General features: G+C 72.2%; 22 protein-coding genes and 1 tRNA gene. 18 read left to right on the plus strand and 5 right to left on the minus strand.

Going from position 1 to position 22,325, the window contains the following annotated elements; genetic code table 11:
- Window positions 1-35: 35 nt before the first annotated feature.
- The 8 genes from BJ999_RS13465 to BJ999_RS13500 all read left to right on the plus strand — a co-directional run bounded on the left by BJ999_RS13465 (window position 36) and on the right by BJ999_RS13500 (window position 8,261).
- Entirely contained in the window at window positions 36-1,163 is a 1,128-nt protein-coding gene (locus BJ999_RS13465; protein WP_179833619.1) for a DUF475 domain-containing protein, read from the plus strand.
- A gap of 51 nt (window positions 1,164-1,214) precedes the next feature.
- Window positions 1,215-1,793, plus strand: coding sequence for a TerD family protein (locus BJ999_RS13470; protein ID WP_179833620.1), 579 nt, complete (start codon window positions 1,215-1,217; stop codon window positions 1,791-1,793).
- A gap of 72 nt (window positions 1,794-1,865) precedes the next feature.
- Window positions 1,866-3,035 (plus strand): HpcH/HpaI aldolase/citrate lyase family protein, encoded by a 1,170-nt coding sequence (locus BJ999_RS13475; RefSeq protein ID WP_179833621.1) that lies wholly within the window; start codon window positions 1,866-1,868, stop codon window positions 3,033-3,035.
- The gene (locus BJ999_RS13480; protein WP_179833622.1) at window positions 3,032-4,390 is read left to right on the plus strand and encodes a phosphoribosyltransferase family protein; all 1,359 of its coding nucleotides are present in this window, start codon (window positions 3,032-3,034) and stop codon (window positions 4,388-4,390) included. The genes BJ999_RS13475 and BJ999_RS13480 overlap by 4 nt, the downstream gene beginning before the upstream one ends.
- A complete protein-coding gene (locus tag BJ999_RS13485; protein WP_229809882.1) occupies window positions 4,387-5,499 on the plus strand; it encodes a cysteine protease StiP family protein in 1,113 nt (370 codons plus the stop codon). Before BJ999_RS13480 ends, BJ999_RS13485 begins: the two co-directional genes overlap by 4 nt.
- Complete coding sequence (locus BJ999_RS13490) at window positions 5,496-6,332, plus strand: HAD family hydrolase (protein ID WP_218935055.1); 837 nt, start codon at window positions 5,496-5,498, stop codon at window positions 6,330-6,332. Before BJ999_RS13485 ends, BJ999_RS13490 begins: the two co-directional genes overlap by 4 nt.
- A 97-nt stretch (window positions 6,333-6,429) precedes the next feature.
- A complete protein-coding gene (locus tag BJ999_RS13495) occupies window positions 6,430-7,749 on the plus strand; it encodes an MGH1-like glycoside hydrolase domain-containing protein (protein WP_179833623.1) in 1,320 nt (439 codons plus the stop codon).
- A gap of 17 nt (window positions 7,750-7,766) precedes the next feature.
- Window positions 7,767-8,261, plus strand: a complete 495-nt coding sequence (locus tag BJ999_RS13500; protein WP_179833624.1) for a hypothetical protein — start codon at window positions 7,767-7,769, stop codon at window positions 8,259-8,261.
- Here the strand turns inward: BJ999_RS13500 and BJ999_RS13505 are convergent.
- On the minus strand, window positions 8,258-8,530 hold the full coding sequence (locus tag BJ999_RS13505; RefSeq protein ID WP_179833625.1) for a YtxH domain-containing protein: 273 nt from the start codon (window positions 8,528-8,530) through the stop codon (window positions 8,258-8,260). The two genes, BJ999_RS13500 and BJ999_RS13505, sit on opposite strands and share 4 nt — an antisense overlap.
- Window positions 8,531-8,673: 143 nt before the next feature.
- On the opposite strand from BJ999_RS13505, the gene BJ999_RS13510 reads away from it, so the two are divergent.
- Both BJ999_RS13510 and BJ999_RS13515 read left to right on the plus strand, forming a co-directional pair.
- Window positions 8,674-8,746 (plus strand) — tRNA-Asn (locus tag BJ999_RS13510).
- Window positions 8,747-9,212: 466 nt separating this feature from the next.
- Window positions 9,213-10,523, plus strand: a complete 1,311-nt coding sequence (locus BJ999_RS13515; protein ID WP_179833626.1) for a retropepsin-like aspartic protease — start codon at window positions 9,213-9,215, stop codon at window positions 10,521-10,523.
- Window positions 10,524-10,738: 215 nt separating this feature from the next.
- Here BJ999_RS13515 and BJ999_RS13520 read toward each other — a convergent pair whose 3' ends face one another.
- Window positions 10,739-11,629, minus strand: coding sequence for an LLM class F420-dependent oxidoreductase (locus BJ999_RS13520; RefSeq protein WP_179833627.1), 891 nt, complete (start codon window positions 11,627-11,629; stop codon window positions 10,739-10,741).
- 89 nt (window positions 11,630-11,718) lie between these two features.
- Between BJ999_RS13520 and BJ999_RS13525 the strand changes: the two genes are divergently transcribed.
- Complete coding sequence (locus BJ999_RS13525; RefSeq protein WP_179833628.1) at window positions 11,719-12,255, plus strand: TetR/AcrR family transcriptional regulator; 537 nt, start codon at window positions 11,719-11,721, stop codon at window positions 12,253-12,255.
- A 13-nt stretch (window positions 12,256-12,268) separates the two neighbouring features.
- On the opposite strand, the gene BJ999_RS13530 is transcribed toward BJ999_RS13525, so the two are convergent.
- A complete protein-coding gene (locus BJ999_RS13530) occupies window positions 12,269-13,318 on the minus strand; it encodes a YncE family protein (protein WP_179833629.1) in 1,050 nt (349 codons plus the stop codon).
- 117 nt (window positions 13,319-13,435) lie between these two features.
- Here BJ999_RS13530 and BJ999_RS13535 point away from each other — a divergent pair, with 117 nt between their 5' ends.
- From BJ999_RS13535 to mnhG, 7 genes are all read left to right on the plus strand, one after another.
- The gene (locus BJ999_RS13535) at window positions 13,436-14,362 is read left to right on the plus strand and encodes a LysR family transcriptional regulator (RefSeq protein ID WP_179833630.1); all 927 of its coding nucleotides are present in this window, start codon (window positions 13,436-13,438) and stop codon (window positions 14,360-14,362) included.
- Window positions 14,363-14,564: 202 nt separating this feature from the next.
- On the plus strand, window positions 14,565-17,360 hold the full coding sequence (locus BJ999_RS13540; protein WP_179833631.1) for a Na+/H+ antiporter subunit A: 2,796 nt from the start codon (window positions 14,565-14,567) through the stop codon (window positions 17,358-17,360).
- A complete protein-coding gene (locus BJ999_RS13545; RefSeq protein ID WP_179833632.1) occupies window positions 17,357-17,773 on the plus strand; it encodes a Na(+)/H(+) antiporter subunit C in 417 nt (138 codons plus the stop codon). The genes BJ999_RS13540 and BJ999_RS13545 overlap by 4 nt, the downstream gene beginning before the upstream one ends.
- Window positions 17,770-19,293, plus strand: a complete 1,524-nt coding sequence (locus tag BJ999_RS13550) for a Na+/H+ antiporter subunit D (RefSeq protein WP_179833633.1) — start codon at window positions 17,770-17,772, stop codon at window positions 19,291-19,293. The genes BJ999_RS13545 and BJ999_RS13550 overlap by 4 nt, the downstream gene beginning before the upstream one ends.
- Entirely contained in the window at window positions 19,290-19,829 is a 540-nt protein-coding gene (locus BJ999_RS13555) for a Na+/H+ antiporter subunit E (protein ID WP_179833634.1), read from the plus strand. Before BJ999_RS13550 ends, BJ999_RS13555 begins: the two co-directional genes overlap by 4 nt.
- Entirely contained in the window at window positions 19,826-20,092 is a 267-nt protein-coding gene (locus tag BJ999_RS13560) for an MrpF/PhaF family protein (RefSeq protein ID WP_179833635.1), read from the plus strand. The genes BJ999_RS13555 and BJ999_RS13560 overlap by 4 nt, the downstream gene beginning before the upstream one ends.
- The gene (mnhG, locus tag BJ999_RS13565) at window positions 20,089-20,418 is read left to right on the plus strand and encodes a monovalent cation/H(+) antiporter subunit G (RefSeq protein WP_179833636.1); all 330 of its coding nucleotides are present in this window, start codon (window positions 20,089-20,091) and stop codon (window positions 20,416-20,418) included. The genes BJ999_RS13560 and mnhG overlap by 4 nt, the downstream gene beginning before the upstream one ends.
- 6 nt (window positions 20,419-20,424) lie before the next feature.
- Here the strand turns inward: mnhG and BJ999_RS13570 are convergent, their stop codons facing one another.
- Window positions 20,425-21,258, minus strand: a complete 834-nt coding sequence (locus BJ999_RS13570; RefSeq protein ID WP_179833637.1) for a siderophore-interacting protein — start codon at window positions 21,256-21,258, stop codon at window positions 20,425-20,427.
- Between the two features lie 7 nt (window positions 21,259-21,265).
- Complete coding sequence (locus tag BJ999_RS13575) at window positions 21,266-22,294, minus strand: ABC transporter substrate-binding protein (protein ID WP_179833638.1); 1,029 nt, start codon at window positions 22,292-22,294, stop codon at window positions 21,266-21,268.
- Between the last annotated feature and the right edge of the window lie 31 nt (window positions 22,295-22,325).

Here is a 22,325-nt window from a genome sequence, read left to right on the forward strand (position 1 = left end):
GCTCCGCCCGGCCGCCCTCTAGCAGAAATACGCGCATGATTCTTCGCACCTTCGGGTGGTCCTTCGGCGTCACGGTCGTCGGCCTGCTCATCGCCCTGCTCTACGACGGGGCGACCGGGCTCGCCCTGGTCGCCGTGCTGGCCGTCCTCGAGGTCTCGCTGTCGTTCGACAACGCCGTGGTGAACGCCAAGGTGCTCGACAGGATGAGCGCCTTCTGGCAGAAGATCTTCCTCACCGTCGGCATCGCGATCGCGGTGTTCGGCATGCGGCTGGTCTTCCCCCTGCTGATCGTGGGGATCACGGCCAAGCTGAGCCCGGTCGAGGCGTTCGACCTCGCCCTCAACGACTCGCACCGCTACCACGAGCTGATGAACGACGCCTACCCGATGATCGCGGCGTTCGGCGGCATGTTCCTGATGATGCTGTTCCTGGACTTCGTGTTCGAGGAGCGCGCCGACAAGTGGCTGCCGTGGCTGGAGCGGCCGCTCGCCCGCATCGGCAAGCTGGACCAGCTGTCGGTCGTGGTGGCGGGCGGCTCGCTGGCGCTCGTGGCGTGGCTGTCGGCCTCCGACCCGGGCAGCGTCATGATCGCGGGCGTGCTCGGGATGGTGACCTACATCCTGGTCAACGGGCTCGGCGAGCTGTTCTCCGAGGCGACCGAGGACGAGGAAGACGAAGAGGGCGAAGAGGAAGGCGCGGAGGCCGGGAAGGGCGGCGGGCGGTCCGGGCCGAGCTCCCTGGCCCTCGCCACGGGCAAGGCGGGATTCTTCCTCTTCCTGTACCTGGAGGTGCTGGACGCCTCGTTCAGCTTCGACGGCGTCATCGGCGCCTTCGCGATCAGCACCGACCCGATCGTCATCGCGCTGGGCCTCGGCATCGGCGCCATGTACATCCGGTCGCTGACGGTGTTCCTGGTCCGCAAGGGCACCCTGCACGAGTACGTCTACCTGGAGCACGGCGCGCACTGGGCGATCGGCGCCCTGGCGGTCTGCATGCTGGTGAGCATCGGCCACCACGTTCCCGAGTGGATCACCGGCGGGCTCGGCGCCGGGCTGATCATCGCCGCGTTCGTCAGCTCCGTCGTCCGCAACCGCAACCAGGACGGGGACTCTCCCGACTCGGCGGCGGGCGGCGGGCGGCCGCTGCACTCCAGCCAGGTCTGACCGGCGTAACCGCGACCCCGCGACACACATCGATCACTGGAGGAGCCGACGATGTCCATTTCGTTGCAGAAGGGACAGAAGGTCTCGCTGGCCAAGCCGGGCGGTGGCACCCTGACCAGGGTCAAGATGGGCCTCGGCTGGGACGCCGTCGCCAAGAAGGGGCTGTTCGGCAAGGGCAAGCCCCAGTCCATCGACCTGGACGCCTCGTGCCTGCTGTTCGACGCGTCCGGCAACCTCGCCGACCAGGTGTGGTTCCGGCAGCTGCGCAGCAAGGACGGCTCCGTCCAGCACACCGGCGACAACCTGACCGGCGAGGGCGAGGGCGACGACGAGGTGATCAACGTCGACCTGCAGAGCGTCCCCTCGGGCGTCGCCCAGCTGGTGTTCACGGTCAACTCCTTCACCGGCCAGGACTTCTCCCAGATCGCCAACGCGTTCTGCCGGCTGGTGGACGAGAGCACCGGCCAGGAGATCGCGCGCTACGAACTGACCGGCGCCGGGCAGCACAACGCGCAGATCATGGCCAAGGTGTCGCGGGACGGGCAGGGCTGGTCGATGACGGCGATCGGGGCGACCGCGACCGGCCGCACGTTCCAGCACCTGCTCCCGGCCGTGGCGACGCACCTGTGATCCGGCGCGGCCCGTCCGCCCGGGGGCGACCCCCAGCGCTCCCCGTCGAGAGCACCGTCTGACGAGGGGTAAATGCGGCATTTCGACCATATCGACGCCGCGCGTCGCAAGCACCTGTTCTACCGGCATCCGCGCCCGTTCGGCCGGCACGACGATCGGGACGTGCTGGCGGTCGCGCTCGGCGCGACGCTGTACTGCCCGGCCACGCGCCCGGCCCTCGCCGCCGACATCGAGCGCGCGGCGCGGCGGGGCGTGATGAGCATGGTGGTGTGCCTGGAGGACGCGATCGCCGACGACGAGGTCGAGGCAGGGGAGGCCAACCTCGTGGCGCACCTGCGGACGCTGCACGCCCGCTCCGGGACGCGCGGCGCGGAGGTCCCGCTGCTGTTCGTCCGCGTCCGCGACCCGGGGCAGATCGGTGACCTGGCCCGCCGGCTCGGCGACGCGGCGGAGCTCCTCACCGGGTTCGTGCTGCCGAAGTTCACGGCGTCCGGCGGTGGAGCGTTCCTGGACGCGCTGGAGGACGCGGCCGACCGCTCCGGGCTCCGGCTGCTGGCGATGCCGGTGATCGAGAGCCCGGAGGCCGTGTACGCCGAGACGCGCGCGGAGATGCTGCACGACGTGGCGCGGCTCCTCGCCAAGCACCGGTCGCGGATCCTCGCCGTCCGGCTGGGGGCGACCGACATGTCCGCCGCGTACGGGCTGCGGCGCCCGCCCGACCTGACGATCTACGACATCCGGCCCGTCGCGGGCGTGATCTGCGACGTGGTCAACATCCTCGGCCGCGCCGACGGCACCGGCCACGTGGTGACCGGGCCCGTGTGGGAGTACTTCTCGCAGGGGGAGCGGATGTTCAAGCCGCAGCTGCGGCAGTCGCCGTTCGAGCGGCAGAGCGCCGCGCCGCTGCGGCAGCGGCTCATCACCGCCGACCTGGACGGGCTGATCCGCGAGGTGCACCTGGACAAGGCGAACGGGCTCACCGGCAAGACCGTCATCCATCCCAGCCATGTGGCGGCCGTCCACGCCCTGTCGGTGGTGACGCACGAGGAGTACAGCGACGCGGCCGACATCCTGGGCGTCGCCGGGGGCGGTGCGATGGCCAGCTCGTACGCCAACAAGATGAACGAGGCCAAGCCGCACCGCGCGTGGGCGCAGCGGCTGATGCTGCGCGCCCGGGTGTTCGGGGTGGCGGCGGAGGGCGTCACGTTCGTCGAGCTCCTGGAAGCGGCGGACAGCCGGTGACGGGTTCCTGGGTGGGGGCGCGGCTGGGCGTTCGCCTCGTCGACGGCGCGAGGCCTGCCGGCGCAGGGCTCTCGTCGCTCGTGGGGCTCGCCGTGCGCCGCAATCCGAAGCGCGCGCATCTGCTGGTGTCAGCGGTGCTGGGCAAGCACGTGCCGACCGACCCGCGCCTGGTCTACGGGTCGGGTCTGCTGCTGGGCGGGCTGGTGCGCGCGCGCCTGCGGGGTGACGAGCCGTCCCGTCCCGGTTCGCTTCTCTTGGACGGGCTGCGGGGCGAGCCGGACGCCGCCCCCGCACTGCGTGACTTCATGCGCGTTCCCCAGAACCCCGTGGACGCGATCGTGCTGGGTTACGCCGAGACCGCGACGGCCTTGGGGCATTCGGTGGCGGATGCTCTCGGCGGTGCGTACTACCTGCACTCCACGCGGCGTCCGGTTGAGGGGTTCGCCACCTACGGCGGATTCGAGGAAGAGCACAGCCACGCCACGAGCCATCTGCTGCTGCCCGCCGACACCGCGCCGCTCGACCGCGACGTACCGGTGGTCCTGGTGGACGACGAGCTCTCCACCGGCCGGACGGTGCTGAACACCATCGAAGCGCTGCATGCCGTTCGTCCCAGGAGCCACTACGTGCTGGCGGCCCTGGTCGACTTGCGTGCCCCTGCCGACCGGGCCCGAATGGACGATCTCGCCGTCCGGCTGGGGACCCGCATAGACGCGGTGGCTCTGGCCGGGGGACGGGTCGAGCTTCCAGAAGGCATCCTTGAGGCGGGCAGGGCGCTCGTGGCCGGGATCTCGTCCCCGCACTTCACTCCCCAGGGGGAACCGGCGTTCGCGGTTTCCCGGGTCGAGCTGGACTGGCCGGCTGCCGTACCGGACGGCGGGCGCCACGGGTTCCTGCCTGAGCACCGGACGCGGCTGGAGAAGGAACTGGCCCGGATGGGCGACGTCCTCGCGGCGAGTCTCGGAGAAGACGCCTCCCGCGTCCTCGTGCTCGGGTTCGAGGAGCTGATGTACGCGCCGTTGCGCCTCGCCGAGGCCCTCGCCGACGCCCGGCCGGACGTGGACGTCCGCTACTCCACGACGACGCGTTCCCCCGTGCTGGCCGTGGACGACCCCGGTTACGCCATCAGAACCCGCCTGGTGTTCCCGTCCCATGACGACCCCGCCGACGGGCCGCGGGAGCGGTACGCCTACAACGTCGCCCCCGGGGCAGGGCAACGCCGCTTCGACAGGATCGTGTTCGTGGTGGACGACGTCGGCGACACCGCGGCGCTCGCCAACGGCCTGCTGGAACGGCTCCGCGCGCTCGCCCCCGTGACGGTCGCCGCCGTCCCGTCCCCCAGGAGGGCATCGTGAAGCCGCTGTACGGGCCCGCCTTCGGCAGCTACCCGCCGGAGGACGTCGCCTGGCTGCTCAAGGACCTCTCCCACGCGCGGCTCGAAGCGCCCACGGAGGAACGCGAGGCGGCGATCCAGTCGGGACGGGCGCACTACGCCGAGTCGCTCCCGGTCGAGTACCAGCCGGGTCCGGAGTACCGGCGGCTGTTCCACGACGCGCTGGAGGCGTCCGCCGAGCGGCTCGCCTACGCGACCGGGCTGGTCACCGAGATGATCCTCGCCGAGCGCGGCCCGGGCGCCGTCCTGGTGTCGCTGGCGCGGGCCGGAACGCCCGTCGGCATCCTGATGCGCCGCTGGGCACGGTACGCGCATGGCCTCGACGTCCCCCACTACGCGGTCAGCATCGTCCGCGGCCGGGGCATCGACACGGCCGCGCTGCGGTATCTCGCCGAGCACCATGACCCGGCGTCGGCGATGTTCGTGGACGGCTGGACGGGCAAGGGCGCCATCACCAGGGAACTGACCGCCGCCCTGGCGGAACACCCGTTCCCGTCCGATCTCGCCGTGCTGGCGGACCCGGGGCGGTGCACGTCCCTGTACGGCACCCGGGACGACTTCCTGATCCCCTCCGCCTGCCTCAACTCGACCGTGTCGGGCCTGGTGAGCCGGACGGTCCTGAACGGCTCACTCATCGGGCCAGGCGACTTCCACGGCGCGAAGTTCTACGCCGACCTGGCCCCGGACGACGTCTCGGACGTCTTCCTCGACGCGGTCTGCGCGCGTTTCGGGCACGTGGCCGAACGCGTCGCGAAGGACCTGCCGGAGCTCCGCGCCGCCGACCGCGCGCCCGACTGGTCGGGATGGGAGGCCGTCCGGCGCATGGCCGAGGCGGAGGGCGTCGACGACCTGAACCTCGTCAAACCGGGGATCGGAGAGACGACGCGTGTGCTGCTGCGGCGCGTCCCGTGGAAGGTGCTCGTGCGGGCCGACGCCGGTCCGGAAGTGACCCACATCAGGCTTCTCGCCCGCGAACGCGGCGTGCCCGTCCACGAGGTCGAGCCCGGCCGCTTCCCCTACGCGTGCATGGGGTTCATCCATCCCCGGTTCGGCAAGGGGGCCGCGCAGTGACCGTCCTGGTGTGCTCCGACCTCGACCGCACGCTCATCTACTCGACCGCGGCCTTCGCCCTGGAAGGCCCGGACGAGACCATGCCGCGCCTCCTGTGCGTGGAGTTCTACCAGGGGGCGCCGCTCTCGTACATGACCGAAGCGTCCGCGCGGACACTGGAGGCACTCGCGACGGCTTCCACGTTCGTCCCTGCGACGACGCGCACCCCCGAGCAGTACCGGCGCGTCCACCTCCTGGAGAAGCCGCCCCCGTACGCCGTCTGCGCGAACGGGGGCCACATCCTCGTGGACGGCGACGAGGACCCGGACTGGGCGGCGGCCGTCCGCAGCCGGATCGCCGACGGATGCGCCCCGCTCACCGACGTCCAGCAGCACCTCGCCCGCAACGGCGGCGACTTCGTCCTCAAGCGGCGCACCGCCTCCGACCTGTTCGCCTACACGGTGGTGGACCGGGCCGCGCTGCCGTCCGGCTGGGTCGAGGACCTCACCGGGTGGTGCGCGGAACGCGGCTGGCGGACGTCCCTCCAGGGCCGCAAGGTCTACTGCCTGCCCGCCGGCCTGACCAAGGCCGCCGCCGCCCGGGAGGTCGCCCGCCGCGCCGGCGCGTCCACCATGATCGCTGCCGGGGACGCGCTCCTGGACGCCGAACTGCTGGAGGCCGCCGACCTGTCCATCCGCCCCGCCCACGGGGAACTGCACGACACCGGCTGGACGGCACCGGCCACCGCCGTGACCGCCGCGCGGGGCGTCGCGGCCGGCGAGGAGATCGCGCACTGGCTCCTGGCCCGGGCCGCGGCACCGCAAATATTCACAGACCGATCTCCCGGTCGGTAGACAACCGTCGCCGCCCCAGGGGTCGCCGTGACGGCGATCTGAGGCGACAATCAAGGATGCATCCTTCTCTCGCTCAGGAGGAGGTCACCTGGACCACATGAGCTCCCGTCTCACCGGCGACGAGACCGCGCTGTGGAAGGCCGCGGCCCGGGCCCTCGACGCGAACTGGACGGGCAACGCCACCGCCGCCTCGCCCGGCCTCTACCCGCACCAGTGGAGCTGGGACTCGGCCTTCATCAGCATGGGCCTGGCCCGCCACCGCCGCGACCGCGCCGAGGCCGAGCTGATCTCCCTGTTCCGCGGCCAGTGGGCGGACGGGATGCTGCCCCACATCGTGTTCAACACGCGCCTCGACCGGCACGCCTTCTTCCCCGGCCCCGAACTGTGGCGCAGCGACCGGCAGCCGGACGCCCCGCGCGGCGTGCACACCTCCGCCCTCACCCAGCCGCCGCTGCACGCCCTCAGCGCCCTGCGCCTGCACGAGTGCGCCGTCGACGGGGAGAGCAGCCGGGCGTTCCTCGCCCGCCTGTACCCGATGCTGACCGCCCAGCACCACTACCTGGCCGACTGCCGCGACCTGGACTCCAGCGGCCTCATCGCCATCTGCCACCCGTGGGAGTCGGGCCTCGACAACAGCCCCGCCTGGGACCGCCCGCTCGGCGCCCTCCCGCTTCCCCCGTCCTCCTACGCGCCCGGCCTGCGCCCCCACAGCCTGCCGACCGGCGAGGACTACGACCGCTACGTGCGACTCGTCGCGCTCATGCGGGAGGCCGCCTACAGGCCCGGCTACCTCCGCGACGCGCACCCGTTCGCGGTCGAGGACCCCCTCGTCAACGCCGTCTACCTCGCCTCCACGCACGCCCTCGCCGCCATCGCCGAGATCATCGGCGCCGACCCCGTCCCGCACCGCGAACGCGCCCAGCGCGTCCACGAGGCCGTCCTCGCCCGCCTCTGGGACGCCGAGACCGGGTGCTTCCGCGCCCGCGACCTGCGCGACGACCGCCTGCTGCCCGTCATCACCGCCGGCTCTTTCGGCCCGCTCCTCGACCCCGAACTGCCGGCCCCGATCGTCCGCAACCTCGTCGACCTGCTGCTGTCGGCCCGCTTCGCCGGCGCCGCCGGCTACCCCGTCCCGACCTGCGACATCCAGGCGCCCGCCTTCGACCGCGCCGGCTACTGGCGCGGCCCCACCTGGATCAGCACCAACTGGCTCGTCTGGTACGGCGCCCTCACCCACGACCTGCCCGTCGTCGCCGACCTGCTCTACGGCTCCACCATGCGGCTCGTCCGCCAGTCCGGCTTCCGCGAGTTCTTCGACCCGTTCGACGGCACCGGCCGCGGCAGCCACGACTACGCCTGGTCGGCGGCCCTCGTCCTCGATCTTCTCGGGGCCCGCCGCGCCTCCCAGGCGGCCTGATCGCCTACCGTGGGGGCATGCGCCTGAACCGGGGTCCCCTGCCCGCAGCGGTCCGCGCCGAACTCGCGCTGGAACGCGGCGAACGCGTCCTAGCGGCGGCCCCCACCCGCGGCGGTTCCCACGTCACCGCCACGCTCCTCGCCCTGCACGTGCCGACCCCCTCGGGCGGCTTCACCCGCATCCCCTGGGAACGCGTCGACCACGCCACCTGGAAGGACGGCTGGCTGCACGTCAAGGAGACCTCCGGCGGCGCCGAGCACCACGTCCGGCTCACCGACCCCGGCTCGGTGCCCGAGACCGTCCGGGAGCGCGTCACCGCCACCATCGCCGTCACCCACCACGCCACCCTCCCCGGAGGCGGGAAGGTGCGCATCGCCGGCCGGCGCCCCGCAGCCGGCGGCGATGTGCGCTGGACGTTCGTCTTCGACGCCGGGCTCGACCCGTCCGACCCGGGCCTGCGGGCCCAGGCCGAACAGGTCCTCGAAGACCTGCGCCGTCAGACCGGCCTCTAGCCGGGGTAGACGGGCGGCTGCTCCTCCTCCTTGCGGCCCCCCGTCACCTGCTCGGGCACCCGGTCCTTCAGGTGCCCCGCCTTGTCCCGCGCGGCCCCGGCGAACGTCTCACCCTTCGACCGGATCTTCCCGGCGGCCTCCTGCACGTTCGGGTTCTCCGACACCTGCTTGGAGAGCTGCTTGATCTGCTCGTACCGCTCACGCCCGGCCTTCGTCCCGAAGACGTAGCCGACCGCGGCGCCTGCCATGAACATCGTGCGAGCCTTCATGTCCAACTCCTACTGACGGCGGAATCGTGACACCCCCTATACCCGCCCTCGCCGCCTCAATCCCCGCGCATGCGCGAACAGCCCCGGACATGCGCTAACCTAGACGCGCCGCCAGGGGCCAACGAACCCCGGTGGACGCACGATCCCGCGTAGCTCAATCGGCAGAGCAGCCGGCTGTTAACCGGCAGGTTATTGGTTCGAGTCCAATCGCGGGAGCTTCCTTACCTTAGCGATACCCCAGATCAGGCCCGTTCCCCCGAGGGAAGCGGGCCTGACCCGTCTAGTGAGTACCGAACCGTGTACCAGATGCCCTGGTCGGGGTTCGGGAAGATCAGGTCCATGGCCTGGGCGCCGTCCTGGATCACGGGCCGGATCTGCTGCCGCTACACCTTCTCCGTGACCTGCGTCCCACCGGCCTCAGCGGGGAACAGCAGCGCTTCCGGGTCGAGTGGTAGGGGGAACGCCCAGAGGTCCCGTAGGGCAGCTAGGGCGGTGACCACATAAGTTCAGCGGGTCTAAGCGCTTTGGGTGTGCGTGAGGCCGCCGACGGGATCGGAGTCCGGCGGCGCGGCTCACCGGGCGCTGAGCGCGGAGGGTCGCGAAGCCGCCCATGTCTGGGCCGGCCTGGAAACGCCGGGGAAACACATTGGGAGCTTGGCTGCCTGCCATGACTCATACCGAAATGGACGAACGCCGCTGCGATTTCAGCGTCGACCGGCGGGCCTTTCTGAGGCGAGCGAGCCTGACTGCGGCGGCCGGCGCGCTGCTGCCGCTGACCGGGGGCGCGGGCCGTGCGACGGCCTCGGCGGGCAAGACCGCTGGCACTGATCCCGACCGACTGTTCAAAGCGGGCCGGTTCAGTGCGGCCGACAGAGCCTATGCAACTCTTCTGCGTAAGGATCCCGCCAACGCGCAGGCGCTGGCGGGGCGCGGGCGCATCGCGTTGCTCTCCAACGACTTCCGGGACGCCGAGCGGTTCTTGACCCGAGCCATCGAGCTGGCTCCCGATGACACCTTCTCCATGCGTCAGCTCGCCGAGTGCTTCGTCCGGCAAAACCAGGTGGCTCGGGCCGCCCCGCTGTTGCGCGGTACCGGCGACCCGGCCGACGCCGCCTACGCCGTCCAGTACACCGGCATGGCCGGCCCGTCGTACCGGATGGAGGGTGCGAACAAGACCCGGCTGCCATTCGTCTGCGTCGATCCCCTGCCCAGCGTGCGAGCCTCGATCAACGGGGGCCAGGCCAAGAGCTTCCTCATCGACACCGGCGCGACGCTCGCCCTGCACTCGACGACTGCGCAGGAGGTGGGCCTGCGGGCATTGGCCACCAGCACGACCCATCCCGCCGGCCAGACCCTGACCACCTATCACGGCGCCATGGACGCGTTCCGGCTGGGCGGCATCGGGATGCGCAACGTTCCCGTGGTCTGGTACGACCTGAGGATGCCGGACCTGCCGGACGGCTCCAAGCCCGCCGGAGTGATCGGCACGGAGTTGCTGTCGCACTTCATCGCCACCATGGACTACGCCGCGCAGGAATTGGTCCTGCGCCGCAAGACCCCCGCCCAGGTGCGGGAACTGTGGCGCGAGACCGGACGCACCGGCGCCGACCGCCTGCCGCTGTGGATCGCGGCCGACCACGTGCCCTGCTCGCTGGGCGGCGTCAACGACCTCGGGCCCCGGGTGGCCTCCCTCGACACCGGAGGGATGGGCCTCGGAATCATGATGACCGAGGACAACGCCAAGAAGGCGGGGGTGGCGATCGACTACGACCACCCGAGCGACCAGGGGCCGATGAAGGCCTACCCGATCGCTCCGGACAGGATCAGCCTCGGCAGGGCGGTCGGCGGCAAGATCCCCGGAGTCGCCGGGCCCTGGCCGTGGCTCAGCATGTTCGGCTTCGACACGATCGGCAATTTCACCCACGAGTTCTTCAAGCGCCGCGCGATCACCTTCGACTACGCGAGCATGCACCTCTACATCACCACCCGCTAGTGCGCTGACCGCACACTTTCGCCGGGTTTGATCCTGCGGCCTCGGGTCGGGGGCGTCCCCGGCGTTGAGCGGCCAGCACGTCGGGGTGGCGGGCGTTGGCGTTGCGCCAGCGCAGGTATTGCTGGGAACGGCGGGCCAGGACGGTGTGGTCGGGGTGGTCGGAGTTGCCGATCACGACAGGCCGCCATTCCACTTCGGATTCGGTGGTGGCGTGGTCAGCGTAGGGAGGCGGCGAGGGGCAGGATGTCGGCCGTGTCGCCGCGGGGGCTGATCAGCAGGTCTGTGACGCCGGCGTCGGCGAAGCGGCGCAGGGCGCGGGTGACCGTTTTCTCGTCGCCTGCTATGACCGTCTCGTGGACGCCGGACAGACCCTGGCGGTCGAGGACGGCGCGGTAGGCGGGGAAGTCTGACGCTGCGCCGAACTGAGCGGCCAGGTCGCGGCGGACGCTGTCCGGGTCGTCGGTGAGGGCCACTATTGCGCCTGCCAGCACGCGCGGTGCGGGGCGTCCCGCGGCCTCGGCGGCCTTGGTGATGGACGGGACGATGTGGTCGGCCATCGCGTCGGCGCCCACCCAGGTCGTCACTGTTCCGTCGGCCAGTTCGCCCGCGATCCGCAGCATGGCCGGGCCCAACGCCGACACCAGAACCGGCGGCGGGGTCGCGCCTGGCGCGTCGATTGATCCCACCGTGGTCAGTGTCTCGCCGTGGTAGTCGACGCTTTCGCCGCGCAGCAGGGGGCGCAGGGCCGACAGGTACTCGCGGACGTGCCGCGCCGGGCGTTCGTAGGAGATGCCGTGCGCGCCTTCGATGACCTGCGGGTGGCTCGGGCCGATGCCGAGGGTGAAGCGGCCGCCCGTCATGGCCTGAGCGGTGAGCGCCTGGCTCGCCAGTGCGAGGGGGTGGCGCGGGTAGGTCGGGACGATGGCGGTGCCCACCTCGATGCCGGGGACCTCGCGTCCGGCGACCGCGGCGGTCAGGAGGGCGTCCCAGGAACCCGCGTGCCCGAAGAAGGCGCTGTCGAGACCGGCGTCCCTCGCTTGGCGGACCTGCGTGACGATGTCGTCCAGGGGGGCCATTCCGGCGATGGTGAACAGTCCGATGCGCATGAGCCGCTCCAAAGGTGAATCGGATCTTCCGGTTCTGGTTGTGCAGGATAACCTGAATCTCCTGTTCCGGTTACCTCGGGAGGAGGACTGTGCGGGCCGACGCGAAGCGCAACCGCGAGCGGATCGTTTCCTGTGCCCTCGGGCTGTTCGTCGAGCGGGGGCCGGGCGTCAGCATGGAGGAGATCGCGCGGGCGGCGGACCTCGGCGTGGGCACCCTCTACCGGCACTTTCCGGACCGGCGAGCTCTCGTCGAGGAGATCGCGACCAGTTCGCTCCGGTGTCTCGGAGTGGAGATACGGAAGCTTCGCGAGCAGGAGGTTCCGCGCTGGGAGGTGCTGACCCGGGTCGTCGCCTTCTGTGCCGGTCAGCCGTTCGCGCTCATCAAGGCCGTCGCGGATGGCGATTCGATGCCGCAGGAGCGGCTCGCCTTGCAGAACGAGGTCGACGGCCTCCTGCGGGAGCTGATGCAGGATGTGCAGGGGGAGGGCTCGATGCGCGACGACATCAGCCCGGTGGAGGCCGTCGAGATCCTCAGTACCGCCGTCTGCCGCCCCGGAGCCCGGGAAGACGACGCCGTCACGCGCGTCATGCTGGACGGCCTCAGAGCGAAGGCGTCGGGCCGGTGAGGGCGGCCGCAGGTCAGCGTGCCCGGGGGATGTAGGCCAGGCCGTGCGCGCCGGGTTCGCCTCGCTTGACGATGTCGAGCCGGCTGAGCCGCTGCATCGACTCCAGGTCGATGATGTCGACCGTTGAGGAGGTGACGCAGGCGACGTATCCGAGCGCGCCGTCCGGTGAGGAGGTGATCGTGAGCGGGAACCGGCCGACCTCCGCCTGCCCGAGCCGGTCGCCGGAGACGGCCGAGAACACCGTCAGCCGACCGGGGGACTGGCGGCCCAGCTTGCTCCCGGGGTCGGTGGCCATCCGCAGCTCCCCGGCCAGCACCTTGCCGGTCGACGTGACGTGGACGGGGAACACGACGTCGTCGACCGGCAGCACATCGGTCACCGCGGCGGCCGCGGCGTCGATGACGCGGATCCCGGGGGAGGGCGGCTCGGCGCCCGCGGCGAACGATCCGTAGGGCGCGGCGACGAACACCCGCGTCCCGTCCGGCGACACGGCCAGCCCTTCGCTGCCGGGGACCTCGACCTTGGCGGTGAGCGTCCCCTTCTCCAGGTCGACGACCGATACGAACGGCGCCTCCTTGTTGCTGGCGTAGCCCGCGGCCCCGTCCGGGCTGATGACGAACCAGTGCGGCCCCGGCGCGTCGGTGTCGATCCGCCCGATCGGACGTCGCGTGCCGGCGTCGACGACCACCACGCCGCCGGGCCTTTCGGCGGATCCTTCGACGCTCACGTACAGCAGGCCGCGCTCGGCGTCCAGCGCGAGGCCGTGCGGCCCGTGCTCCGGCGCCAGGTCGACGACCTCGACGACCCGGCGCGTGTCGGGGTCGATGACGGTGAGCTCGCTGCGCCTGCCGGAGTTCGCGTGGTAGTAGCCCGAGTGATAGGTGCTGGCGCACCACAGGAGCCGCCGCCGGGCGTCGAAGCAGAGCTCGTGAGGTTCGGCGAGGACGTCCACACCGCCGATGTAGGTGTCGTTGGCGGCGTCGAAGAAGGAGACGGTGGCGCTGCTCTGGCTCACCACCGCCAGCAGGTCGCTCTCCCTGCCTGCGCGGACGGACTGCGTCATGGTCACTCCAGTGTTCGTAACGTGCGGATGCTTGGAGTCTGACCACCGCAGACATGTCGCACAATGCAAAGATAAGCAAGGGATAGTTTCACCTAATGCAATTCGATCAGGGGTGTCATGGACCTCAACCTGCTGAAGACCCTGGACGCCCTCCTTCAGGAGAACAGCGTCACCCGTGCCGCCGAGCGGCTCGGCACCTCCCCGGCCGCGGTCAGCCGTGCCCTTGGACGGCTGCGCCGCACCGTCGGTGATCCGCTGCTGGTCCGCGCCGGCCAGCAGATGGTCCCCACCCCCCGCGCGGTGCGCCTGCGGGAGGAAGTCCGCTCGCTCCTCGAACACGCCGAAGCCGTTCTCGCCCCGGCGCCCGGCCCCGGCCTCCCCGACCTGGACCGGACGTTCACCGCCCAGGTGAGCGACCTCCTGCTGGCCAATCTGGCCGCCCCGCTGACCGAGCGCGTCCGCGCCCAGGCGCCCCGAGCCGTACTGGCCTTCCTCTCGGAGTCGATCGAGGGGACCCCCGCTCTGCGGCAGGGCGCGGTCGACCTCGAACTCGGCGTCCTGAACCACCTGGACCCCGAAACCTGCACCGAGGCCCTGACGTCCGTCCCCCTGGTCGCCGTCGCCCGCGCCGACCACCCCCTGTTCGCCGGCCCCATCGACGCCCGCCGGTTCGCCGCGGCCGATCACATCGGCATCTCCCGGCAGGGCAAGCGCCACGGGCCCATCGACACCGCGCTCGCCCAGCAGGGGCTGCGCCGGCGCACCGCGGCCGTCGTCCCCAGCCATACCGCCGCCCTGATGATGGCCCGCACCGGTGACCTGGTCTGCCTCACCCTCGATGGATGGCTCCCCGACGCCCTCGCCGCCCTTGGACTGCGCACCTTCCCGATCCCTGTCGCGACACCGCCCATCGACATCGGCATGGCCTGGCACCCGCGCCATTCATCCGATCGCGGCCATCGGTGGTTCCGCGACCAGGTCCGCGCCACCGTCCGCCACCACACCCCTTCTCCGCCCACTGGGACGTCGCCTCGTTCGGGATGAGGCCGGGAGGCTCGCCACGTCGATGGTCGAAGCGCTGACGCCTCTCTCGAACGGCGGTTGAGCGCCCCGGCCTGTGGGTGGGCCGGGGTGCTCTCGTATGGCGGGTGGATCTTGGTGGTTCCGTGCGGGCGGGTGGTCGTTTCGGGGGTCATGATCGGGTAGGTGGGAGGCGACGTGCCTTGCGGAGGGGGGCTGCGGCGCCATGCTCGCGCTGGTTCTCGCTTATGTCGTCGTCGCGGTCGCGGTGCCCTTCGCGCTCGGGCGGCGTCGGCGTGTGATGGCGTGCGTCGCGGCGGTGCTGCCGGCGGGGACGGCCGGGTGGGCCGCGGCGCAGGTGGGGCGGGGTGCGCTCACGGCGAGGCTGGACTGGGCGCCGGATCTGGGGCTGGTGTTCGACTTCCGGCTGGACGCGTTGTCCATCGTGATGCTGCTGCTGATCGGCGGGGTGGGGGCCGTCGTCCTGTGCTATGCGGGCTGGTACTTCGAGCATCCCGAGAGGCTGATGATAGGGACGCTGGTCGCGTTCGCGGGGGCGATGACGGGGCTGGTGCTGGCCGACGACCTGCTCGTCCTGTACGTGTTCTGGGAGCTGACCACGCTCAGTTCGTTCGTGCTCATCGGCGCGACCCGGCCGGAGCGGGCGGAGGACCGGCGGGCGGCGGCGCAGGCGCTGCTGACGACCACCGCGTTCGGGCTGGTCATGCTCGCCGGGTTCGTGCTGCTCGGGCAGTCCGCCGGGACGTACCGGATCTCGGCGATGGTGGCCGACCCGCCGGGTGGCGGGATGGCGACGGCCGGGGTGGTGCTGGTGCTGCTCGGGGCGTTCGCCAAGTCGGCGCAGGTGCCGCTGCACGCATGGCTTCCCGCCGCGATGGTGGCGCCCACTCCGGTCAGCGCCTACCTGCACGCCGCGGCCATGGTGAAGGCCGGGGTCTACCTGGTGGCGCGGCTGGCGCCCGCGTTCGGCGACGTCGGAGTGTGGCGCCCGCTGGTGGTGGGGGTCGGGCTGCTGAGCCTGCTGACGGGTGGGGTCCTGGCGCTGCGGCAGCATGATCTGAAACGGCTGCTCGCGTACGGGACGGTGAGCCAGCTGGGTCTGCTGATGGTCCTGCTGGGGGACGGGACGCGGACGGCGGCGCTGGCGGGCACCGCGTTGCTGCTGGCCCATGGCCTGTTCAAGGCGCCGCTGTTCCTGACGGTCGGGACGGTGGAGCACGAGACGGGGACGCGCCGTGCCGACCGGCTCTCGGGGGCCTGGCGGCGGCTGCCGGTGCTGGCGGTCGCGGCGACGGCGGCCACGGCGTCGATGATCGGTCTGCCGCCGTTCCTGGGGTTCGCCGCGAAAGAGGCCGCCATTGAGGCCTTCGCTCATGGTGGGCTGGATATCGCGGTCCTTGTCGGGGTCGTGGCGGGCTCTGCGCTGACCGTGGCCTACGGTGTGCGGTTCCTGTTCGGTGCGTTCGGTGGTCAGGCGGATGTCACGCCCGGGGGACATTGGGGTTTGGTGGGGCCGGTCGTTGTCCTCGCTGTCGCCGGATTCGCCTTGGGCGTCGTACCCGGTGTGATGCAGAAGCTCGCCGGGCCGTATGCGGACACGCTGCCGGGGGACGGCGAATACAAGCTCGCCCTGTGGCATGGGCTCGGACCGGCGCTGTGGCTTTCCGTGGTCGCGCTCGTGACGGGTGTCGTGGTGTTCGCCTTGTTCGGACGGACGTTCCCCGTCAGGCGGGCGCGGTGGCGGATCCTCGACGCGCAGCGCGGCTACGACCGGACGGTCGAGGGGATCCTCGCCGGGGCGCACGGGGTGACCAGGGGTGTGCAGATCGGTTCGCTGCCCGTCTACCTCGGTGTGATCGGGGCGATGGCGCTGGTGGTGCCCGGCTCGGCGCTGGTGGCGGCTCTGGTTCGGGGGACGGGCCCGGCCTTTCCGGTGGGCCGGCTGCGGGCGTGGGACGACCCGGCGCAGGTCGTTCTCGCCGTGGTCGTGATCGGCTGCGCGCTCGCGGCGCTGCGGGCCCGCCGCAGGCTGACGGCCGCGCTGCTGCTCGCCGGGACGGGCTACGGGGTCGGCGGGCTGTTCGTGGTGCAGGGCGGCCCCGATCTCGCGCTGACGCTCTTCGTCGTGGAGACGCTGTCGCTGATCATGCTGGTGCTGGTGCTGCGGCGGCTTCCGGCCCGTTACCCGCCGAGGCGCCGCAAGGGGCCGGCCAGGGCGGTCGCCGGGGCGATCAGCGTGTGCCTGGGCGGGTTCGTCGCGTTGTTCCTGATGGTGGCGGCGCTGAGCCGCAACACCCGCCCGGTCGGGACCGGATACACGCGGCTCGCGGACGAGGAGGGGGCCAAGAACGTCGTGAACGCGATCCTCGTCGAGATGCGGGCGCTCGACACGCTCGGCGAGATCACGGTGCTGGGCGTCGCGGCGATGGGCGTCGTCGGGCTGGTGACCAGCGGGCGGCGGCTGCCGAGCGCGACCGGCGGCGGTCGCGGGCCGGAGGAGGCGGGGAGCCGCTGGCTGGCGGCGCCGGGGCGCCCGCCCCTGGGCGGATCCTCGGTGGTGCTGGAGGCCGCGGCGCGGTTCCTCGGCCCGACGATCCTGGTGTTCTCCCTTTACCTGCTCGTCGCCGGGCACGGGCACCCGGGAGGCGGGTTCGTGGGCGGGCTCGTGGCGGGCATGGCGTTCGTGCTGCGCTACCTGCCGGGCGGCCGGCGGGAACTGGCGACCGCGCTGCCGGTCCGGCCGAGCGTCCTCATCGGCGGCGGCCTCGGGCTCGCGGTCGCCACGGGCGCGGCCGGCTGGACGGCCGGCGGGTTCCCGCACGGGGAGTTCCTCCAGGGGGAGGTCTGGCACGCGTCACCGCCCGTCCTGGGCGAGGTCGAGGTGCCGACCAGCCTGTTCTTCGACATCGGGGTGTACCTGGTGGTCCTAGGGCTGGTGCTGACGATCCTCACCACGCTCGGGGCGAGCCTGGAGGACGAACCGGAAGAGGAGACGGCATGACCGGGCCCGCGCTCGTCCTCGTGCTGACCGTCGCCGTGCTGTTCGCGGCCGGGTTCGACCTGCTGATGCAGCGGTCCCTGATCCGCGTCGTGGTCGGGTTCATGCTGCTCGGGCACGGGGCCAACCTCGTCCTGCTGCTGGCGGGCGGGGCCGCGGGGGCGCCGCCGCTGCTCGGCGGAGGGTCGGAGCGGACGATGGCCGACCCGCTGCCGCAGGCCATGGCGCTCACCGCCATCGTGATCACGTTCGGCGTCACGGCGTTCCTGCTGGCGCTGGCCTACCGGAGCCGGCGGCTGCTCGGCGAGGACGAGGTGCAGGACGACGTCGAGGACCGCCGGATCTGCGCCGAGCGCCGCCGCGAGTCCTGGGACGCCCCGCCGGAGCGGCGCGACCCGCTGGAGGAGGACGAATGAACGTCCTGCTTCCGCTGCCGTTCGCGCTGCCGCTGCTGGGCGCGGCCCTGGCGATGATCGGCCGTCGTCACCGGTTCTGGCAGCGGGTGCTCGCGCCGCTCGTCGGGGCGGGGGTGGTGGCGGCCTCCGTGGCGGTGCTGGTCGGCGTGGCGCGGGACGGGGTCGTCGCCGTCCAGGTCGGGGGCTGGGCGGCCCCGCTCGGCATCACGCTCGTCGCCGACCGGCTGTCGGCGCTGCTGCTCGTGGTGTCCGGCACCGTGCTGCTGGCGATCATGCTGCACGCGGTGGCGGAGGGCGCGGGCGCGCTGGAGCGCCGGAGCGAGCCGGGGGTGTTCCATCCCGCCTACCTGGCGCTGACCGGCGGCGTCAGCCTGGTGTTCCTCGCCGGTGACCTGTTCAACCTGTTCGTCGCGTTCGAGGTGATGCTCGCGTCGAGCTACGTGCTCATGACCCTCCAGCCGACGGCCGAGCGCGTCCGGGCGAGCATGACCTACACGGTCGTCAGCCTCACCTCCTCGATCATGTTCCTCACCGCGCTCGGCCTGACCTACGCGGCGGCCGGAACGGTGAACCTCGCCGACCTGTCCGAGCGCGTCCCGGGTCTCCCGGCCGGCACCCGCACGGCGCTCGGGCTGCTGTTCCTCGTGGTGTTCGGGATCAAGGGCGCGATCGTTCCGATGCACCTGTGGCTGCCCGACGCCTACCCGGCCGCCCTCACCAAGGTCACCGCCGTGTTCGCCGCGCTGCTGACGAAGGCCGCGGTGTACGCGCTCATCCGCGTCGAGACGCTGGTGTTCCCCCGCGAGCACGGGTCGTGGGTGATGCTCGTCCTCGCCGCCGGGACGATGGTCGTGGGCACCCTCGGCGCGCTGGCGAACGACGACATCCACCGGGTGTTCTCGTTCACCCTCGTCGGCCACATCGGCTACATGCTCTTCGGCCTCGCGTTGTTCAGCGTCGCCGGGCTCACCGGGGCCATCCTGTACCTCGTCCACCACATCGTCGTGCAGGCGACGCTGTTCCTGGTCAGCGACCTGATCCAGGCCCGCACGGGGGAGACGTCGCTGCACCGGCTCGGCGGCCTCGCCCGCCTGTCGGCCCTGATCGCCGTGCTGTTCTTCATCCCCGCGATGAGCGTGAGCGGGGTGCCGCCGACGTCCGGGTTCGTCGCGAAGCTCGCCCTCTTCCAGGCGGGCCTCGGGTCGGGACGGCCGCTGGCGTACGCCGTCACGGGCGTCGCGGTGCTCGCGAGCCTCCTCACGCTCATGGCGATGGCGCGGATCTGGGCGCTCGGGTTCTGGCGCCCCCGCCCGGACGAGGCGGGCGAACCGCCCGCCGCCGAGCCCTACACGCGGGGTGGAGTGCGGGTCATGCAGGCCGTGGCCGCCGTGATGGTCGCCGGCGGGCTCCTCATCGCCGTGTTCGCCGGGCCGCTGTCGTCCTGGAGCGCGCGCGCCGCGGCCGACCTGGTGGAGCCGTCGGCCTACCGGCGGGCCGTGCTGGACGGGAGGACACCGTGAGGAGCGCGTTCCGCAGGATCGGCGCCCGGCTGGGCATGGCGGCGTGGCTGCTCGCGGTCTGGGTGCTGCTGTGGGGACGGGTCGACGCCCTCATCGTCGCCGGCGGCGTCGTCGCGGTGGCCATCGCCTACACGGTGAGCAGGCTGCCCGCCGTCCCGCTCGTCACCAGGATCCGGCCGCTGCGCCTCGCCGAGGCCGTCGCGGAACTCGCGTGGGACCTGCCGGCGTCGAGCGTCGTCATCGGCTGGCACGCGCTGCGCGCCCCGCGCCGGGTCAGGGGCGCCGTCGTCGAGGTGAGCGCCCGGACGCGCTCGGAGCTGGTCCTGCTCGCGGTCACGACGAGCATCTCCCTGCGCCCCGGCACCCTGCTCGTCGACCTGGACTGGGAGCGGTCGATCCTGCGCATCCACGGCATGCCGGTCCGCGACCGCCGGGAGGCCGACGCCGCGCGGGACGGCGTGATGCGCACGGAGCACAGGCTGATGCGCGCCCTCGTGACCCCCGAGGACACAGCGGAGGAGGAGGAACGGAGATGACCGTCGTCTACACCGTCACCATGGTCCTGCTGGGCGCGGCGATCCTGATGACGGCCGCGCGGCTCGTCCGCGGCCCGACCTCCTTCGACCGGATCATGGCGGTGGACGTCCTGGCGGTCCTGCTGGTCAGCGGCATCGCGGTGCACTCGGCCGTGTGGGGCGAGCCGGCGCTGTCGACCATCCTGGTGGCCGTCGTGCTGCTGGGGTTCGTCGGCTCGGTCACCGCCGCCCGCCTCGCCGCGCAGCGGGAGGGGGGCTCGTGACCGCCGGCGACGTCGTCACCGCCGTCCTGCTTCCCGCGGGCGCCGCCTTCTGCGCGGTGGGCGCGCTCGGCGTGCTGCGGTTCCCCGACCTGCTCACCCGGCTGCACGCCGCGACGAAGCCGCAGACGATCGGGCTCCTGCTCGTCCTCGCGGGTGCCGCGCCGCAGGCGGGGTCCGTCGCGGCCGCCGCCCCGCTGCTGCTGGTCGCGGTCTTCCAACTGCTCACCGCGCCCGTCGCCGCCCAGACGATCGGCGCCGCCGCCTACCGCGCCGGCGTCCTCGACCGGTCCGTCCTCACCATCGACGACACGGGCCGCGATCCCTGACCCCGCTCACTCCTCGGTGGCGGGGCTGCCGCCGGCGACGACCTCGGCGAGCAGGTCCTCCTCGGTGGCGCCGCGCCGCCAGTAGCCGGTGAAGGTGACGGCGCGGCGGTCCAGGCCGCGCTCGTTCACCAGGTGCCGCCGCAGCGCCTTGACCGCGGCGGACTCGCCCGCGATCCACGCGTACGCGCCGTCGGGGATCTCCGCCGCGCGCACCGCGTCCAGCAGGCCGCCCGGGGCGACCCAGGAGATCCGCGCGCCGGACGCGGTCGGCAGGTCCTGCCGGTCGCCGGGGTCCGGGACGTCGATCCAGACCTGCGCGGACGTCCCGGCGGGGAGCCAGGCGAGGTTGCCGGCGATGGCGGGCAGCGCGGTCAGGTCGCCCGCCATCACGACCGGGGCGCCGGGCGGCGGGCGGAAGTCGTAGCCGCCGTTGTCGGGGCCGGTCGGGCCGAGGACGGTGACGCGGTCGCCCGCGCGCGCCGCCGCGGCCCAGCGGGCGGCCGGACCGGACGCGCCGTCCATGTGCAGCGCGAAGTCGACGTCCAGCTCGCCGGGGCGCTTGCCGCGGACGGTGTAGGACCGCATGATGCCGCGCACGGCCGGGTCCAGCGCCCGCCAGTCGGCGAACCACGTGTCGCCGTCGCTTCCGCGCGGCATCACGGGGGCGTCCTGGTGCGGGTGCGGCAGGAATATCTTGAAGCGCTGGTCGCGCCCGCCGGTGACGAAGCCGTCCACGGACTCTCCGCCGAAGGTGATCCGCACCATGGACGGGCCGAGCCGCTCGGACCGCAGGACGTGCAGGTCGAAGAAGGCGAACGGGTGCGCCGGGGTCCTCGCCATCGCGGCCTCAGCCCGCCTTCTTCGCGGACCGGATGGACGCGGCGAGCGCTTCGAGGATCGGGGCGCAGCCCTCGTAGGAGAAGCGGGGCTCGGGCTGCCACGCGATGACCTGCCCCGCCTTCACCGCGGGCAGGTCCTTCCAGGACGGCTTGGAGCCGAGGTCCTTCGGCTGGAGCGCCTGCGTGCGGGAGTCGAGCATGATGACGTCGGCCTTGTACTTGTCGGCGTTCTCCCAGCTCAGATTCTCGAAGTAGCCCTCCTTGCTCAGCTTGTCCGGCACGATCAGGTCGACGCCGAGCTCCTTGAAGTAGATGAGGTCGGTGTTCTTGCCCGGGCTGGAGGCGTAGAAGAGGTCGGGGCTCGCGGACGCCGCCAGCACCTTCAGCCCCGGCTTGGCCCTGGCAGCCGCGCGCAGCGCCTCGGCCGCCTTGTCGAACCGGGCCTTGGCGGCGGTGACCTTCGCCGACTTCAGGTCGGCTCCGAGCGCGGCGGCGAGGGCGGCGGTCCGCTCGATGGGTTTCGGCAGCGCGACGGCACCGGCGGAGACGGCGACCGAGTCCGCCAACGCGAAGATCTTGTCCTTGCTCTCGGCCGGGACGTAGAACAGGTCGCCCGGCAGGAACATGTTGTCGACGAGCAGGTCGGGGCGCAGCGCGGCGTACTTCTCGATGTTGAACTCGCCGTAGGCGTTGCCGATGATCTCCAGGCGGTCGACGGGCAGGTTCCCGGCCTGGGGGTCGGGCTTGCCGTCCTTGAGCTTCGTCGGGCCGAACACGCCGACGATCTGGCGGTCGACGCCGAAGTCGTAGAGGGCGGCGGCGGTGCCGACGTAGCCGACGACCCGCTGCGGGCGCGCCTTGAGCCGCACCCGCGTGCCGCGGTCGTCGGTGAACGTCCAGGCGCCGCCGCCCGGCGAGGCCGTGCCGCCCGCGTCGTCACCGCCTCCGCACGCGCTGATGAGCGCCCCGAGGGCGAGGGCGCCGCCCGCGCCGAGCAGGCCGCGGCGGGTGAGGTGCTGTGCCCCGATGTTCGACATCTCCGACGTTCTCCCAAATCAAGTTGCCTGG

It is taken from the genome of Actinomadura citrea (assembly GCF_013409045.1).
GTDB lineage: Bacteria > Actinomycetota > Actinomycetes > Streptosporangiales > Streptosporangiaceae > Spirillospora > Spirillospora citrea.